Source organism: Burkholderia sp. AU17457, assembly GCF_002223255.1.
Taxonomy (GTDB): Bacteria; Pseudomonadota; Gammaproteobacteria; order Burkholderiales; family Burkholderiaceae; genus Burkholderia; species Burkholderia sola.
This window is the reverse complement of record NZ_NKFB01000003.1, coordinates 427470-443642: the sequence shown is the minus strand read 5'-3', so window position 1 is coordinate 443642 and position 16173 is coordinate 427470. Positions and strand designations below refer to the sequence as shown.

General features: G+C 66.4%; 15 protein-coding genes and 1 tRNA gene. 5 read left to right on the top strand and 11 right to left on the bottom strand.

The window, feature by feature from the left end; translation table 11 throughout:
* Positions 1–66: 66 nt before the first annotated feature.
* From CFB49_RS04450 to CFB49_RS04430, 5 genes are all read right to left on the bottom strand, one after another.
* Positions 67–468, bottom strand: coding sequence for a YXWGXW repeat-containing protein (locus CFB49_RS04450; protein WP_089434685.1), 402 nt, complete (start codon positions 466–468; stop codon positions 67–69).
* Between the two features lie 161 nt (positions 469–629).
* On the bottom strand, positions 630–884 hold the full coding sequence (minE, locus tag CFB49_RS04445) for a cell division topological specificity factor MinE (protein ID WP_006476634.1): 255 nt from the start codon (positions 882–884) through the stop codon (positions 630–632).
* A 12-nt stretch (positions 885–896) separates the two neighbouring features.
* Positions 897–1712 carry a septum site-determining protein MinD gene (minD, locus tag CFB49_RS04440; protein ID WP_006476635.1) on the bottom strand — a complete coding sequence of 272 codons (816 nt, stop codon included), beginning with the start codon at positions 1710–1712 and terminating at the stop codon, positions 897–899.
* 59 nt (positions 1713–1771) lie between these two features.
* Positions 1772–2557: a septum site-determining protein MinC gene (minC, locus tag CFB49_RS04435; protein ID WP_046545139.1), complete on the bottom strand. Its 786-nt coding sequence runs from the start codon at positions 2555–2557 to the stop codon at positions 1772–1774.
* Positions 2558–2727: 170 nt separating this feature from the next.
* On the bottom strand, positions 2728–3351 hold the full coding sequence (locus CFB49_RS04430) for a GNAT family N-acetyltransferase (RefSeq protein WP_226093718.1): 624 nt from the start codon (positions 3349–3351) through the stop codon (positions 2728–2730).
* A gap of 554 nt (positions 3352–3905) precedes the next feature.
* On the opposite strand from CFB49_RS04430, the gene CFB49_RS04420 reads away from it, so the two are divergent.
* Entirely contained in the window at positions 3906–5066 is a 1161-nt protein-coding gene (locus CFB49_RS04420; protein WP_089490771.1) for an alkane 1-monooxygenase, read from the top strand.
* 368 nt (positions 5067–5434) lie between these two features.
* Here CFB49_RS04420 and CFB49_RS04415 read toward each other — a convergent pair.
* Together CFB49_RS04415 and serS are read right to left on the bottom strand one after the other, a co-directional pair.
* A tRNA-Ser gene (locus CFB49_RS04415) sits at positions 5435–5525 on the bottom strand.
* 116 nt (positions 5526–5641) lie between these two features.
* The gene (gene serS, locus CFB49_RS04410) at positions 5642–6943 is read right to left on the bottom strand and encodes a serine--tRNA ligase (protein ID WP_089490770.1); all 1302 of its coding nucleotides are present in this window, start codon (positions 6941–6943) and stop codon (positions 5642–5644) included.
* 246 nt (positions 6944–7189) lie between these two features.
* Here serS and CFB49_RS04405 point away from each other — a divergent pair, with 246 nt between their 5' ends.
* Positions 7190–7459: a DUF2164 domain-containing protein gene (locus CFB49_RS04405; protein WP_050011597.1), complete on the top strand. Its 270-nt coding sequence runs from the start codon at positions 7190–7192 to the stop codon at positions 7457–7459.
* A 43-nt stretch (positions 7460–7502) separates the two neighbouring features.
* On the opposite strand, the gene CFB49_RS04400 is transcribed toward CFB49_RS04405, so the two are convergent.
* The 3 genes from CFB49_RS04400 to CFB49_RS04390 all read right to left on the bottom strand — a co-directional run bounded on the left by CFB49_RS04400 (position 7503) and on the right by CFB49_RS04390 (position 12072).
* Positions 7503–8813 (bottom strand): replication-associated recombination protein A, encoded by a 1311-nt coding sequence (locus CFB49_RS04400; RefSeq protein ID WP_069621124.1) that lies wholly within the window; start codon positions 8811–8813, stop codon positions 7503–7505.
* Positions 8814–9026: 213 nt separating this feature from the next.
* Positions 9027–9716: an outer membrane lipoprotein chaperone LolA gene (lolA, locus tag CFB49_RS04395; RefSeq protein ID WP_069621125.1), complete on the bottom strand. Its 690-nt coding sequence runs from the start codon at positions 9714–9716 to the stop codon at positions 9027–9029.
* Between the two features lie 46 nt (positions 9717–9762).
* A complete protein-coding gene (locus tag CFB49_RS04390; RefSeq protein WP_069621126.1) occupies positions 9763–12072 on the bottom strand; it encodes a DNA translocase FtsK in 2310 nt (769 codons plus the stop codon).
* Between the two features lie 387 nt (positions 12073–12459).
* Between CFB49_RS04390 and trxB the strand changes: the two genes are divergently transcribed.
* The 3 genes from trxB (at position 12460) to CFB49_RS04375 (ending at position 14946) form a co-directional block, all read left to right on the top strand.
* Positions 12460–13422, top strand: coding sequence for a thioredoxin-disulfide reductase (trxB, locus tag CFB49_RS04385; RefSeq protein WP_089490769.1), 963 nt, complete (start codon positions 12460–12462; stop codon positions 13420–13422).
* Positions 13423–13556: 134 nt separating this feature from the next.
* The gene (locus CFB49_RS04380) at positions 13557–14336 is read left to right on the top strand and encodes a Smr/MutS family protein (RefSeq protein WP_069621127.1); all 780 of its coding nucleotides are present in this window, start codon (positions 13557–13559) and stop codon (positions 14334–14336) included.
* On the top strand, positions 14323–14946 hold the full coding sequence (locus CFB49_RS04375; RefSeq protein WP_069621128.1) for a trimeric intracellular cation channel family protein: 624 nt from the start codon (positions 14323–14325) through the stop codon (positions 14944–14946). Before CFB49_RS04380 ends, CFB49_RS04375 begins: the two co-directional genes overlap by 14 nt.
* A 103-nt stretch (positions 14947–15049) precedes the next feature.
* On the opposite strand, the gene CFB49_RS04370 is transcribed toward CFB49_RS04375, so the two are convergent.
* The gene (locus CFB49_RS04370) at positions 15050–16168 is read right to left on the bottom strand and encodes an ABC transporter ATP-binding protein (protein ID WP_069621129.1); all 1119 of its coding nucleotides are present in this window, start codon (positions 16166–16168) and stop codon (positions 15050–15052) included.
* Positions 16169–16173 lie beyond the last annotated feature (5 nt).

Here is a 16173-nt window from a genome sequence, read left to right as displayed (position 1 = left end):
GCACCCGGCCAGTGTGATCGCGACGAGCGCGATGGCGATTGCGGTTCTTTTCATCGCGCGCCGCCATCAAGCCCAGTGGCCGCGGGTCCAGAACCAGTTCGGACCGCGCTGGTCCCAATGCCCGGGCACCCACTGCATGCCGACGCGCTCGGCCTCCCAGTGGCCGCCGATCCACACGTAGCGCCCATGCTCCCAATGCCAGTGCCCGCGCTCCCACACGTAGCCCACGCGCGTGGCCGGTACGACCTCGTAGCGCACGGGCGGCGGCGCATTCGGCGCGACGGCGACGATTTCCCCGCTAGGCACGGCGACCGGCTCCGCGATGACCATGCGCCCCTGCGGCGCGATCACGGGCGTGCCGACGAGAATCTCGTCCGCATGCGCGGCGAACGGCGCGACGACGGCCGACAGGCCCGCGGCGAACAGCGCGAGCGAAACGATACGACGTGAAACGGTAGAGACAGCCATCACAACCTCCTGGTTGAACAACACACGTGAGCGTATTCGTTCAATGCGGGAGGGTCGATGACGGACGACAGGCGTCGTGTTACGGCGTGCCCGAAAGTGCAACAGGGCGTAAGACGCGCACGGCGGCGGGCGCCGCCGTGCGGAGGGACACGCGCTCAGCGTCAGGCTTGCGGGATCTCGATCTTCACTTCGAGGACTTCGAGATCGTCCTGGCGCTCGAGGCTCACGCGGATGTCATCGTCCGAAATATGGACGTACTTCGAGATGACCGCGACGAGCTCTTTCTGCAGCGCCGGCAGGTAATCGGCAGGCGGCCGGCCGCCGACCCGCTCGTGCGCGATGATGAGCTGCAGGCGCTCCTTCGCGACCGATGCGGACTTCTTCTTCTCGCCGAGGAGAAACGAAAGGATGGACATGGGCGGCCTCCGTTACTTGCTGCCGAAGAGGCGCTGCAGCAGGCCCGGCTTCTGGTAATCGGTGAAGCGCAGCGGCTTGTCCTCGCCGAGAAAGCGGGCAACGACGTCCTTGTACGCTTCCGCAACGTCGGTACCGTCGATATGCACGGCCGGCAGACCCTGGTTCGACGCATGCAGCACGGCTTCCGACTCGGGCACCACGCCGATCAGCTTGATGCGCAGGATCTCGCTGATGTCCTCGAGCGACAGCATCTCGCCTTCGCTCACGCGCTTCGGGCTGTAACGCGTGATCAGCAGGTGTTCCTTGATCGGCTCCTTGCCTTCGGTCGCGCGCTTCGTCTTCGACGACAGGATGCCGAGAATGCGGTCCGAGTCGCGCACCGACGACACTTCCGGGTTCGTGACGATCAGCGCTTCATCCGCGAAGTACATCGCATGCAGCGCGCCGGCTTCGATACCGGCCGGCGAATCGCAGACGATGTATTCGAAGTCCATCGCGACGAGGTCGTTCAGCACCTTCTCGACGCCGTCGCGCGTCAGCGCATCCTTGTCGCGCGTCTGCGACGCCGGCAGGATGAACAGGTTCTCGCACTTCTTGTCCTTGATCAGCGCCTGGTTCAGGTTCGCTTCGCCCTGGATCACGTTCACGAGGTCATACACGACGCGACGCTCGCAGCCCATGATGAGATCGAGGTTGCGCAGGCCGACGTCGAAGTCGATCACGGCCGTCTTGTGGCCGCGCAGCGCGAGACCCGACGCGAAGCTCGCGCTCGTCGTCGTCTTGCCCACGCCGCCCTTGCCCGAGGTCACCACGATGATTTTTGCCATTTACCCAATACCCTGTGTTCGTCAATGAGAGCCGATCGATCCGGAGCGCACCGCGTGAATCACGTCAGGCGCAGCGGTTCGATCATCAGTTTTTCCTCTTCGAGCCGGATCTGTACCGATTTGCCCAGTACGTCGGCGGGCAGCGGGTTCTCGGTCGTTCGATAGATACCCGCGATCGAAATCAGTTCCGGTTCGAGACACGTGCAGAAAATGCGCGCGTCGTGATTGCCGTGCACGCCCGCGAGCGCGCGGCCGCGCAACGGCGCGTAGATGTGGATATTGCCTTCCGCGATGATTTCCGCGCCGTGACTGACCGGCGCGAGCACCACGAGGTCTCCTTTCGCGTAAATCTGCTGCCCCGAACGCAACGGCCGGTCGATCACCAGCGTCTGGCCGCCGGCCTGCACGAGCGTCGGCGCGGGCTCCGACGGCTGTTCGGGCGCCGCAGCGGCTGCCGCAGCGGCGGCGGGCTCGACGGCTGGCACGGCCGCCGGCTCCGCTTCGTCGGCAGGTTTCGCGGCCGGCGCGCGGCGATCGCGCGCCTCCAGCAACGGCAGGCCGGCTTCCCCCGCCCAGCCCTGCGTTGCCAGTGCGACGACGCCCACCGGACGCATCCGCACGTCGTTCAGCATCTGGCGGATGTCCGCGAGCGCGACGCGCTCGCCGTCAGCCAGGCGGCGAACGTCGATCGCGACGACATCGTCGGCGAAAAACTCGGGAGTCGCTTCGAAGCGCTTGACCAGTTCGGTACGCAACGCGTCGAGATCGGTCGTCTTCACGGTGAACAGCAACGTATCGACCGATCCGCTGCGCAGCTCGAAGAATGGCGATTTTTTAAGCGACATGGACACTCTGCAAAAATTTTTTGCGTATTTTACAGGCGTCCACGCGGGCGGCCATTATTTTTGGGACTCAGGGTTGCGGCGGCCCGGGCGGACGCGCAACCGGCAGGCGGGCAGGCCAGCGGGCGATCGGGCTTTCGTCGCGCCGCGCGGCGGGCTATTTCGAGGTCGGCTCAGTGCTTCACCTGCGACACGAACAGCGATTTCATCGCGCCGGGCATCCGCGCGATCGGCGCATGTTCGCCGGTGTTGCCGAAACCGGCACGCTCGTAGAAACGGATCGCGTTGCGATTCGCATCGGCGATCCACGCGTAGACGTCGGTGGCGCCGCGCTCGGCGAGCCATGCGGTGGCCGTCTCCAGCAGCAGCACGCCGCCCCGCAGATGACGCACCGCATGCGCGACCCACAGTTCGCTGACGAACGCGCGCCGATCGGGCGTGTTGTCGAAATACGCGCCGATCATGCCCGCCGGGTGGCCTTCGGTGTACAGCAGGAAAGTCGTCGACTCGTCGGACACGGCGCGCTGCGCGGCGATCGCCGACGCCGCGTCCGTTTCGACGGTCAGCAATTCGGCCTCCGGCGCTTCGCCGGGCGCATAGGGCTCACGCAGCGATGCGGCGCGGAGTTCGCGATACACGCCGCCCTGGTCGGCAGCGATACGACGAACGGTCAAGGTCGAACTCATGCAGGCACAGCCCCCTTCGGACAGCAAGCTAGTAGCTTCAACCGAAAGCGGGGCATGAGTCAAATCGTAATTTTCAAATGGCGGCGCGGATCGAAAGGCGGCAGATGTCATCAGCGACGACCCGCACCGCTCGGTGTGCAGGTGCAGCATCGGGGCATCGACGCGGACGACGGGAGGGTGAGCGCGATCGCGTGATCCGGCGCTACGCGTCGTTCTCCTTGCGATGCTCGGCCGGCCGGTCTCGAACCGCGTTGCAACGCGTCGCCGCGGCCGTAACGCTACGTAATATAAGCGAACCAAAGCGCACGGCGCCCATATTTCGGCAGCCTCATTATTGCGATGCAACATTTGTTGCAGCCCCGTCACACCGGCCTGTGCGCGCCGCACGCCGAGCCAATCGTCTGACGAACGCGCCGCCGCGCGGGCCGATCCGCCGTCATCGGTACGTTTCAATCCGCGCGTAGCGGCCCCGCCCCGCCCTGCGTCTCGCGCACCCCGCCGTTTGGAGCGCCACGCCTAGCGCGCGGGTTTGGCAAGCGCGCGCACCGGTCGTATAACAGGCAGAACCGGGCAAAGATCCGGCGCTGCCGCGCGCGTCGCGGACCACGTGGAGTCGAACAATCTTGCATGCGGCCGCCCGCGGGCCGGCCGACTGGAGGGAGACAATGGCAATGACCGACGGATCGGCCTCGGGCTGGTCGGATGGCAAGCGTTACCTGTGGCTGCTCGGCGCGCTGACGATCACGCTGCCGATCCTCGCCGCGCAACTCGCGCTGTCGACGGGCCTTCACGTGTTCTGGTGGTTCGGCCCGCTGTTCGCGTTCGGCGTGATCCCGATTCTCGACACGCTGATCGGCGACGATCGCGACAATCCTCCCGAGGCCGTCGTGCCGCGCCTCGAACGCGAGCGCTATTACCGGTACATCGTCTATCTCGCGACTTTCGTCGAATACGTCGCATTCTTCATGTGCGTCTGGATCGTCGGCACGCACACGCTCGCGTGGTACGACTACGTCGGCTTCGCGCTGTCTCTCGGCGCCGCGACGGGCATCTCGATCAACACCGCGCACGAACTCGGGCACAAGACCGACCGCTTCGAACGCTGGCTCGCGAAGATCACGCTCGCGCCGGTCGCGTACGGCCACTTCTACGTCGAGCACAATCGCGGCCATCACGTGCGCGTCGCGACGGCCGAGGATCCGGCGAGCGCGCGCTACGGCGAGTCGTTCTGGGCGTTCCTGCCGCGTACGGTGACGGGCAGCATCCGCTCCGCGTGGCGGCTCGAGAAGGCTCGCCTCGAACGGCTCGGCCATTCGCCGTGGACCTGGCGCAACGAAGTGCTTCACGCATGGGCGATGACTGTCGTCGTGTGGGGCATCGCGATCGCGATGGCCGGCAAGGTCGTGATCCCGTTCCTCGTGATCCAGGCCGTCTACGGCGCGTCGCTGCTCGAAGTCGTGAATTACGTCGAGCACTACGGGCTCGGCCGCCGCAAACTGCCGAACGGGCGCTACGAGCGCTGCACGCCGCAGCATTCGTGGAACAGCAATCACGTCGTCACGAACCTGTTCCTGTACCAGTTGCAGCGACACGCCGACCATCACGCGAATCCGACGCGCTCGTACCAGGCGCTGCGCCACTTCGACGATGCGCCGCAATTGCCGGCCGGCTACGCGACGATGATCCTGTTCGCGTACGTACCGCCGCTCTGGTATCGCGTGATGAATCCGCGAGTCGTCGCGCACTATCGCGGCGACATGGCGCAATCGAATATCAAGCCGTCGATCCGCGACAGGGTGCTGGCGCAGTATCCGGCGGCGGGGTGATGGGTCGGCAGGACTGTGTAGAAGCCGGCGAGCGCTGTGGGAGACGGTTGGCGCGCCGGCAACCGGTTTGCATGCGCACGGTGCGACAGCGACGCCGTCACGCCATTTCGGGCAACGCGGACATGGCCCGGTGACGACGGCAGTCAGCCATGCAAACCCGTCAGGACTTCCGACAGTCGGTGCGTCACGGGGCCGCGGTATTCGTCATGCAGCGAGCCGGCATCGAAGATGCGGCAGGATCGCGCCGGCACGATCCGATGCAGCCGTCGTAGCCAGCCTGTCGTCACCGCATCCGTAATCGACACATTGCACCGACGACCCAAAACGAAAAACCCCTTGATCCTTCCGGATCAAGGGGCTTCGTATTTTGGCGGAGAGGGTGGGATTCGAACCCACGGTACGGGGAAACCGTACGCCTGATTTCGAGTCAGGTACATTCGACCACTCTGCCACCTCTCCTTCCTTGCTGCATTTCGCGGCTGGTCGTTTCCGCGAGAAAAAGATTATAAGACGATCGCTTCGAGGCTGACAAGCCCTTTCTGCAATTTTTTTGCGAAGACTCCGAAAGACCCGCGTTACGACGCCTGTGCCGGCGCGTCGATCCGCTCCATGCCGCCCATGTACGGACGCAGCACTTCCGGCACCGTGACCGAGCCGTCCGCGTTCTGGTAGTTCTCCAGCACCGCGACGAGCGTGCGGCCGACCGCCAGACCCGAACCGTTCAGCGTATGCACGAGCTCCGGCTTGCCCTGCGCGTTGCGGAACCGCGCCTGCATCCGGCGCGCCTGGAACGCCTCGGTGTTCGAGCAGCTCGAGATCTCGCGATAGGTGTTCTGCGCGGGCAGCCACACCTCGAGATCGAACGTCTTCGCGGCCGAAAAGCCCATGTCGCCCGTGCACAGCGTGATCACGCGGTACGGCAGGCCGAGCTTCCGCAGGATCGCTTCCGCGTGGCCGACCATTTCGTCGAGCGCCGCGTACGACGTTTCCGGCGCGACGACCTGCACCATCTCGACCTTGTCGAACTGGTGCTGACGGATCATCCCGCGCGTGTCGCGGCCGTACGAACCGGCTTCCGAGCGGAAGCACGGGGAATGCGCGGTGAGCTTGATCGGCAGCGCGGAGGCGTCGACGATCGACTCGCGCACGGTATTCGTCAGCGAAATCTCGGACGTGGAGATCAGGTATTGCGTGACCGTGTTTTCCGCACCGCCCTTCTCGACGCGGAACATGTCGTCCGCGAACTTCGGCAACTGGCCCGTGCCGTACAGGATCTCCGGGTTCACGATGTACGGCGTATACGTTTCGGTATAGCCGTGCTGCTGCGTGTGCGTATCGATCATGAACTGCGCGAGTGCGCGGTGCAGGCGCGCGATCGGGCCGCGCAGCATCGTGAAGCGCGCACCGGCGAGCTTCGCGCCCGTCTCGAAATCGAGGCCGAGCGGCGTGCCGACGTCGACGTGATCCTTCACCGCGAAGTCGAACTGGCGCGGCGTGCCCCAGCGGCGCACCTCGACGTTGTCGGCTTCGTCCTTGCCGACCGGCACGCTTTCGTGCGCGACGTTCGGCATGCCCAGCATCAGGTCGGACAGGCGCGCCTGGATCTCGCCCAGCTTGGCTTCCGACGCCTTCATGTCATCGCCGATCCCGCTGACCTCGGCCATCACGGCCGACGTGTCCTCGCCCTTGCCCTTCATCGCGCCGATCTGCTTCGACAGGCTGTTGCGGCGCGCCTGGAGCTCTTCGGTATGGGTCTGGATCGCGCGGCGTTCCGCTTCGAGTGCGGAGAACGCGGCGACGTCGAGGGTGTAGCCGCGATCGGCGAGGCGCTTGGCGACGCCGTCGAGGTCTTTGCGCAGCAACTGGATGTCGAGCATGGGAGGACTTGGAAAATCGTTGTGTAAGACGGGAATTCTAACGCACCGCGCGGCCGCCACGGCGTCGGCCGGATGGACAATGCCGCAAATGGGCAGCCATGGCAATATCGCATTCGCGGTCCGCCGCATCGGCGGCCGGCGAATTGCCGAGCGCGTGGCCATGACGGGATCGCACAACGCCCGCGCCGGCTGGCGGCAACCGAATCGGGCGGAGCGTCGGCTCCGCGTCACAGCCCAAGGAATCCGATGACCATCGAACTCGACAAGGATGTTCGCGACCGCGCGATCGCGTCGCTGCAACGCTATTTCACAGAAAACATGGACGAGCCGATCGGCAACATCCAGGCCGGCGCGCTGCTGCATTTCTTCATTCAGGAAGTCGCGCCGGCGATCTACAACCTCGCGATCGCCGACGCGCAGGAACGCCTGCATGCGCGGGTCGCCGAACTCGACATCGAATGCCACGAAGAGCCGTTCGAATACTGGAAGAAACAGCAGCCGGCCCGCAAGCGCTGACGCCTGCACGGCAGCGCGGATCGAACCGGCGCGGGCGGCGCCGTCAATCCTTCTTGCCGGCCTCGCGATCGAGCTCGCGCAGCCATGCGAGCTTCTCGGCGATCTTCGACTCCAGCCCGCGCGGCACCGGCTGATACCAGCGCGGCTCGCGCATCCCGTCCGGCAGGTACGTCTCGCCGGCCGCGTACGCGTTCGGCTCGTCGTGCGCGTAACGATAAGCGTGACCGTAGCCGAGCTCCTTCATCAGCCTGGTCGGCGCGTTGCGCAGGTGCACGGGCACCTCGCGCGACTTGTCCTGCTTCACGAACGCCATCGCCTGGTTGAACGCGTTGTAGCCGGCGTTGCTCTTCGCCGCGCACGCGAGATAGATCACGGCCTGCCCGAGCGCGAGTTCGCCTTCCGGCGAGCCGAGCCGTTCATAGGTTTCGGCCGCATCGTTCGCCACCTGCAACGCGCGTGGGTCGGCCAGGCCGATGTCTTCCCACGCCATCCGCACGATGCGCCGCGCGAGATACTTCGGATCCGCGCCGCCGTCGATCATCCGGCAGAACCAGTACAGCGCGCCGTCCGGGCTCGATCCGCGCACCGACTTGTGCAGCGCCGAAATCTGGTCGTAGAAGTTGTCGCCGCCCTTGTCGAAGCGCCGCGCGTTCAGCGTCATCGCGTTGCTGACGAAATCGGCATCGATCGTCGTGACCCCGGCCGACGTCGCCGCCGTCTGCGCCTGTTCGAGCAGGTTCAGGAAGCGGCGCGCGTCGCCGTCCGCGTAGCCGACCAACGTATCGATCGCCTTGTCGTCGAACGCGAGGCCGTCGAGCGCGATTTCCTGCGCACGCTTCAGCAACTGGCGCATCTCGTCGTCGTTCAGCGACTTCAGCACGTACACCTGCGCCCGCGACAGCAATGCCGAATTGACCTCGAAACTCGGGTTTTCGGTCGTCGCGCCAATGAAGGTCACGAGGCCCGACTCGACGAACGGCAGCAGCGCATCCTGCTGCCCCTTGTTGAAACGGTGGATCTCGTCGACGAACAGGATCGTGTGGCGGCCGGTACGGTTCAGCGTGTCCTTCGCCTGCTCCATCGACTCGCGGATGTCCTTCACGCCGCCGAGCACCGCGGACAGCGCGATGAACTCGCAGTCGAACGCAAGCGCGGTGAGCCGCGCGAGCGTCGTCTTGCCGACGCCGGGCGGCCCCCACAGGATCATCGAATGCGGCTTGCCGGATTCGAACGCGAGCCGCAACGGCTTGCCTTCGCCCAGCAAATGCGTCTGGCCGATCACCTCGGCGAGCGTTTTCGGCCGCAGCGCCTCGGCGAGCGGGCGGCGCGGCTCGACTTGAAACAGGTCGGACATGAACCCTCGCTCCACATCAAACGGTCGCGGCCGAACCGGCCGCCGGACCTGACATTATGACAGCCGCGCGAACGCGCCGCCGGGCCTGGTGCCCGCGCCTGTTGCACGCGTCCGTTACACGCGTCCGTTACACGTGTCCGTTACACGCGTCCCAAAACAACACGGGCCTGCCGTTGCCGGCAGGCCCGTGTCGGGAAAACGGCGCGGCGAAGGTCAGCCGTTGATCACGTCCGCGCCCTTCGGCACGACAAACTTGAACGTATCGCCCTTCAGCGACGGGTTCGTCTGGATGTTCGTGAAGGTCAGCAGCGTCACGTTGCCGAACACGTCGTGCAGTTCCATCGCGGCGAGCGTGCCGTTGCGGAAACCGATGCCGATCCGCTGGAACTGCGTGTCCTGCGCCTTCGGCAACATCTCGAGCCATTCGATGCCGCCCTTCTCGCCGGCATCGCGCAGCGTGTAGTTCTTGTCGAGATCGTTGCTGCCGAACAGGATCGCCGCCGGGCTCGCGCCCAGCGCGCCGTTCAGCTTGCGCTCGGTGACCTGGTTCAGGTCGCGGTCGTACACGTAGAGCTTGTCGCCGTCGGCCTGCAGCACCTGCTGGTACGGCTTCTGGTACGTCCAGATGAACTTGCCCGGCCGCGCGAACACGAACGTGCCGCTCGAATTGTCGGTGGGCTTCGGCGCGGCCTGCGCGGCGCTCGCGCCCTTGGCCGGCGCCTTGACGATCTGCTGCGTGAAATCGCCCTTCGCCGAACGGACCTGCGACACGAAGGCCTTCAGTTGCTCGGTGCCGCCCGCGAACGCGTGCGTCGCCGCGAGCATCAGCGACGCGCCGGCGAGCGCCGCGCCAAGCCAGCGCCGCGTCGAACGAAGGGAAGGGGCGAACGAAAGTTGCTGCATGATGCGGTTTTCTCCGTGGGTGGCCGGCGCCGCGGGCGCCGCGGACTCATTCCGCGTCGCGCGCCGGCACAAGAATTTCGCGGTTGCCGCTCGACGACATCGCCGACACGAGCCCCGACTGCTCCATCTGCTCGAGCAGCCGCGCCGCGCGGTTGTAGCCGATCCGCAGATGACGCTGCACGAGCGAGATCGACGCGCGGCGGTTCTTGATGACGATCTCGACCGCCTGGTCGTACAGCGGATCAGACTCGCCGCCGCCTTCGCCGGTTCCCGCGCCGGCCGAGCCCTCGTCGCCGTCGGCGGTGCCGCCTTCGAGCAGACCCTCGACGTAGTTCGGCTCGCCCTGCTCCTTGAGCTTCTCGACGACACGATGCACTTCGTCGTCGGCGACGAACGCGCCGTGCACGCGCACGGGCAGCCCCGAGCCAGGCGGCAGATACAGCATGTCGCCCATCCCGAGCAGCGATTCGGCGCCCATCTGGTCGAGAATCGTGCGCGAGTCGATCTTCGACGACACCTGGAACGCGATCCGCGTCGGCACGTTCGCCTTGATCAGGCCCGTGATCACGTCGACCGACGGCCGCTGCGTCGCGAGGATCAGGTGGATGCCGGCCGCGCGCGCCTTCTGCGCGATCCGCGCGATCAGCTCCTCGACCTTCTTGCCGACGACCATCATCAGGTCGGCCAGCTCGTCGATCACGACGACGATGTTCGGCAGGCGGCCGAGCGGCTCAGGATCTTCCGGCGTCAGGCTGAACGGGTTCGGGATCTTCTCCTCGCGCTTCGCCGCCTCGTCGATCTTGTTGTTGTAGCCGGCGAGGTTGCGCACGCCGAGCTTGCTCATCAGCTTGTAGCGGCGCTCCATCTCCGCGACCGTCCAGTTCAGCGCGTGGCCAGCCTGGCGCATGTCGGTGACGACCGGGCACAGCAGGTGCGGAATGCCTTCGTAGACGCTCATTTCGAGCATCTTCGGATCGATCAGGATCAGGCGCACCTGCTCGGCGGTGGCCTTGTACAGCAGCGACAGGATCATCGCGTTGATCCCGACCGACTTGCCCGAACCGGTCGTGCCGGCCACCAGCAAGTGCGGCATCTTCGCGAGATCCGCGCACACCGGCTTGCCGCCGATGTCCTTGCCGAGGCTCAGCGTCAGCGCCGACGATGCGGCCGCATACACCTCGGAGCCGATGATCTCGGACAGGTGCACCGTCTGCCGACGCTGGTTCGGCAGCTCGAGCGCCATGTAGTTCTTGCCGGGAATCGTCTCGACCACGCGGATCGACACGAGCGACAGCGAACGCGCGAGATCCTTCGCGAGGTTGACGATCTGGCTGCCCTTCACGCCGGTGGCCGGCTCGATCTCGTAGCGCGTGACGACCGGGCCCGGATACGCGGCGACGACGCTCGCCTCGACGCCGAAGTCCTTCAGCTTCTTCTCGATCAGCCGCGACGTGAATTCGAGCGTATCGGCGGAAATCGCTTCCTGCGTCTTCGGCGCCGGGTCGAGCAGCGACACCGGCGGCAGCGTCGAATCGCCCGGCAGGTCGGTAAAGAGCGGCACCTGGCGTTCGCGCTCGACGCGCTCGGACTTCGCCGGCGTGACGACCGGCGGCACGATCGTCACCGGCTCGTGATCCTCGATGCGCACGCGCTCCTCCTCGACCTTGCCTTCACGGCGCACGGCAGCGGCCTCGCCGAGCTTGCGGTCGCGCTCGGCCTCGCGGCGCAGCTTCGCGACGTTGACCGCGGACAGGATCGCGCCGCCGACGCGCTCGGCGACCGACAGCCACGAGAAACGGAAATACAGCGACAGGCCGATCGCGAGCGCGATCAGCAGCAGCAGCGTGCCGCCCGTGAAGCCGAACGCGTGCGACATCGCACCGGCGACGGCCTCGCCGACGACGCCGCCCGGCGCGCGCGGCAACTGCACCTTCAGCGACCACATGCGCAGCGCCTCGATGCCGTCGCATGCGAGCACGACCAGCACGAACGCGAAGATCTCGGTGAGCCAGCCGATCGGCCGCTCCGGTTCGTCCGGAATCGCGTCGTGGCGCGTGATGCGGCGGTAGTTGACGGCGATGCGCCGCCCGAGCGGCACGATCAGCCAGTAGGCCGACAGGCCGAACAGCAGCAGGATGATGTCGGCCGTCCACGCGCCGACGCGACCGGCCCAGTTCGAGATGTGATCGACCTGGGCGGCGTGCGTCCAGCTCGGATCGCGCCGGCTGTAGCTCAGCAGGGCCATCACCAGAAAAGCGCAGAGCGCAACCTGGAGAATCCAGCGGATCTCCGTGAGGAGCTTCGACATCCGGTGCGGCAACGCCTGTGCCTGGGCGGAATAAGGAGCTTTTGCCATGAATCCGTATAAAGAGGACGGGCCGTGCGCCCGCCTGTCGTTCGATCGCGCTTATTGTAAACGCTGCACCGCGCCGCCAAGTGTAAATGACGGTTACATAGCGGGGACCGGGTGCCGAACCGGCATGGCCGGCCGCGCCATGCGGAGCCGAGGCCCACGTCTGCGACAACGCGCCGCCGCCGGCCAAGCTGCCGCCCGCCTCGCCGCCGCGATACGCGGGGCACGCCGCGAAACGCTATCGCCACGATTGAAACTCTCGTTCGGCAGCGCAGCAACGGGGCCTTTATAATGCGCGTCTGATACCCATCTATGACGGCATCCCGGTCACCCCGGACCGTCCGGCGAGCCGCATCCCGCCCGCCGCAGCCGCCTTTTACGGATTCGCACATGTCCACGCCCAAACACGCCAAAGTCCTGATTCTCGGTTCCGGCCCCGCCGGCTACACGGCCGCCGTCTATGCGGCACGCGCCAACCTGTCCCCGGTGCTGATCACCGGCATCGCGCAGGGCGGCCAGCTGATGACCACGACCGACGTCGAAAACTGGCCGGCGGACGCGAAGGGCGTGCAAGGGCCGGAACTGATGGCGCGCTTCCAGGAGCACGCGGAGCGCTTCAACACCGAAATCGTCTTCGACCACATCCACACCGCGAAGCTGCACGAAAAGCCGATCCGGCTGATCGGCGACTCGGGCGAATACACGTGCGACTCGCTGATCATCGCGACCGGCGCGTCCGCGCAGTATCTCGGCCTGGCCTCCGAGGAAGCGTTCATGGGCAAGGGCGTGTCGGCCTGCGCGACGTGCGACGGCTTCTTCTATCGCAACCAGGAAGTCGCGGTGATCGGCGGCGGCAACACGGCGGTCGAGGAAGCGCTCTACCTGACCGGCATCGCGAAGAAGGTCACGGTGATCCACCGCCGCGACAAGTTCCGCGCGGAGCCGATCCTGATCGACCGCCTGCTGGAAAAGCAAAAGGAAGGCGTCGTCGACATCAAGTGGGATCACGTGCTCGACGAAGTGACGGGCGAGGAATCGGGCGTCACGGGCCTGCGTATCAAGAACGTGAAGACCGGCTCGACGGAAGACCTGCACGTGCAGGGCGTGTTCGTCGCGATCGGCCACAAGCCGAACACCGACCTGTTCCAGGGCCAGCTGGAGATGAAGGACGGCTACATCCTGACGAAGAGCGGCCTGCAAGGCAACGCGACGTCGACGAGCGTGCCGGGCGTGTTCGCCGCGGGCGACGTGCAGGACAACGTGTACCGCCAGGCGATCACCAGCGCGGGCACGGGCTGCATGGCCGCGCTCGACGCGCAGCGCTACCTCGAAAGCCTGCACGACAAGAAGTAAGCCGGAAGGCTTGCCGCGGCGGGCGCTACAATGGCGTCCGCTGCCGCGAAGCGGGCTCGACCGGAAAGCCGCTGCCGCCGCGCAGCGGCTTTTTTTGCCCGCGCGCCCGAACGCGCCTGCCCTGTTACCGAATCATGGCGAAGAACCAGCCCCATCCGAGCGATCCCGCGAAGCGGAAGATCGCTGCCCGTCCCGTGACCCCGGCGCCCGCCGCGCCGCCGCCCGCGCCCGATGCGGCCGCGTTGCGCGGCCAGGGGCTCGCGGGCCTCGGCGCGTTGCGCAAATCGCTGCAAGGCGAGGCCGATCGTCGCGAACGCGCACGCGTCGAAGCCGCGCAGGCCGAGCGCAAGGCGGAAGCCGACGCGAACCTGTTCCGCAACGAAATCGGCACGATCCGGCCGCTGAACGCGCCGCCGCGCGCGTCGTCGGGCCGCATGCCGCCCGACCCGGTGCCGAAGCAGACGCAGCGCGACGAGGAAGCCGTGCTGAACGCGACGCTGTCCGACGAATTCGATCCCGAGACGCTGCTCGACAGCGACGACTCGCTCTATTACCACCGCCCCGGCATCAGCCGCGACGTCGTGCGCAAGCTGCGCAGCGGTGCGTGGATCGTGCAGGCGCAGATCGATCTGCACGGCATGCGGCGCGACGAAGCGCGCGATGCGCTCGCCGAATTCATCCGCGAAGCCGGCAAGAAAGGGCTGCGCTGCCTGCGCGTGATCCACGGCAAGGGGCTCGGCTCGATCGGCAAGGAACCGGTGCTGAAGGGCAAGGTGCGCGCGTGGCTCGTGCAGAAGGAAGAAGTGATCGCGTTCTGCGAGGCGCGTGGCCACGACGGCGGCGCGGGCGCGGTGCTCGTGCTGCTGCAGCCGCACGCGGCGCCGGCCGACCGGGGGCCGCGTGCCGCATCCTAGGCTGACGCTCGCGATCGCGGTACTGGAGGCGATCGCCACGTTGGCTTTCGCGATTTCGGGGTTCATCGAGGCGCGCAAGAATCGCCTCGACTCGGTCGGCACGTTCGTCGTCGCGCTCGCGACCGCCTTCGGCGGCGGCACGCTGCGCGACATCCTGCTCGAGCGCCGGCCGTTCTACTGGGTCGTGCACGACGACTACGTGATCGCGATCTTCGTGCTCGCGCTGTTCGCGCCGTTCGTGCTGCGGATGCTGTCGCGGCTGTCGGCCGAACGGCTGCTGCTGATCGCCGACGCGATCGGGCTCGGCATTTTCAGCATCTCGGGCACGTCGATCGCGCTCGACGCCGAGATGCCGCGCTTCATCGCGGTGATGATGGGCGTGATCACCGGCGTGGTCGGCGGGATCGTCCGCGACGTGCTGTGCAACGACATTCCGCTGATCCTGCGCGATTCCCGGCCGTACGCGACCTGTGCGTTCGTCGGCTGCTGGTTCTACCTGCTGCTCGTGTGGCTGCAGTTCGACTCGGTGTACAGCGTGCTGCTCGCGACCGGCTTCATCCTCGTCGCACGGCTCGCGACGTTCAAGTTCGACGTACGGTTACCGCATTGACCTGACCGGCGCATCCGCGGACGCGTCAGCCGCATCGCCGAAACGAAAAAGGGGCCGTTCATCGAAACGGCCCCTTCGTCTTTCGTTCAGCGCAAGCGTCGCGTCACGCGATCCGCTCTTCCGACGCCGGATCGAACAGCACGGCCTTCGACACGTCGAACAGCAGCGACTGCGTCTGCCCCGGCTGCGGGTTCGCGGCCGGGTGCACGCGGCTCACGATCCGTTTGCCGTTCACCTGCGCGAACACGTGCGTGTCCGGGCCGGTCGGCTCCGTCACGTCGACGCGCACGTCGATCGGCTGCAGCTTCGATGCCTCGCCGTGATGTGCGTTGCGCGCGTCGGTGATGCGCTCCGGACGCAGGCCGAGGATCACCTCGCGGCCGACGTGCGACTTCAGCTTCGCCGCGTCGAACGGCAGGATCAGCGCGCTGCGCGCGAGGCCCGTGTCGATCTCGAGCGCGATCCCGCTGCCCTGCTCGACCAGCTTGCCGTTGATGAAGTTCATCGGCGGCGCGCCGATGAAGCCAGCGACGAACAGGTTCGACGGCGAATCGTAGATGTCCTGCGGCGCGCCGAACTGCTGGACCACGCCGTCCTTCATCACCGCGATCCGGTCGCCGAGCGTCATCGCCTCGATCTGGTCGTGCGTCACGTAGACGATCGTCGTCCCGAGACGCTGGTGCAGCAGCTTGATTTCCGCGCGCATCTCGATGCGCAGCTTCGCGTCGAGGTTCGACAGCGGCTCGTCGAACAGGAACAGCGACGGATCGCGCGCGAGCGCGCGGCCCATCGCGACGCGCTGGCGCTGGCCGCCCGACAGCTGGCCCGGCTTGCGGTCGAGCAGGTGCTGGATCTGCAGCATCGCCGACACGCGGTCGACGATCTGCTGCTGTTCGTTCTTCGGCACCTTGCGGATGTTCAGGCCGAACGAGATGTTCTCGCGCACCGTCATCGACGGATACAGCGCGTACGACTGGAACACCATCGCGATGTCGCGATCCTTCGGCGACAGGTCGTTGACGACCTTGCCGTCGATGCAGATCTCGCCGCTCGTGACGGTCTCGAGCCCGGCGATCATGTTGAGCAACGTCGATTTCCCGCAGCCCGAACCGCCGACCAGGATCAGGAACTGTCCGTCCTCGATCTCGATGTCGACACCCTTCAGGACCGGCACCCCGTTCGGGTAGGTCTTGTACACGTCACGGATGGAAAGGCTTGCCATGCTGT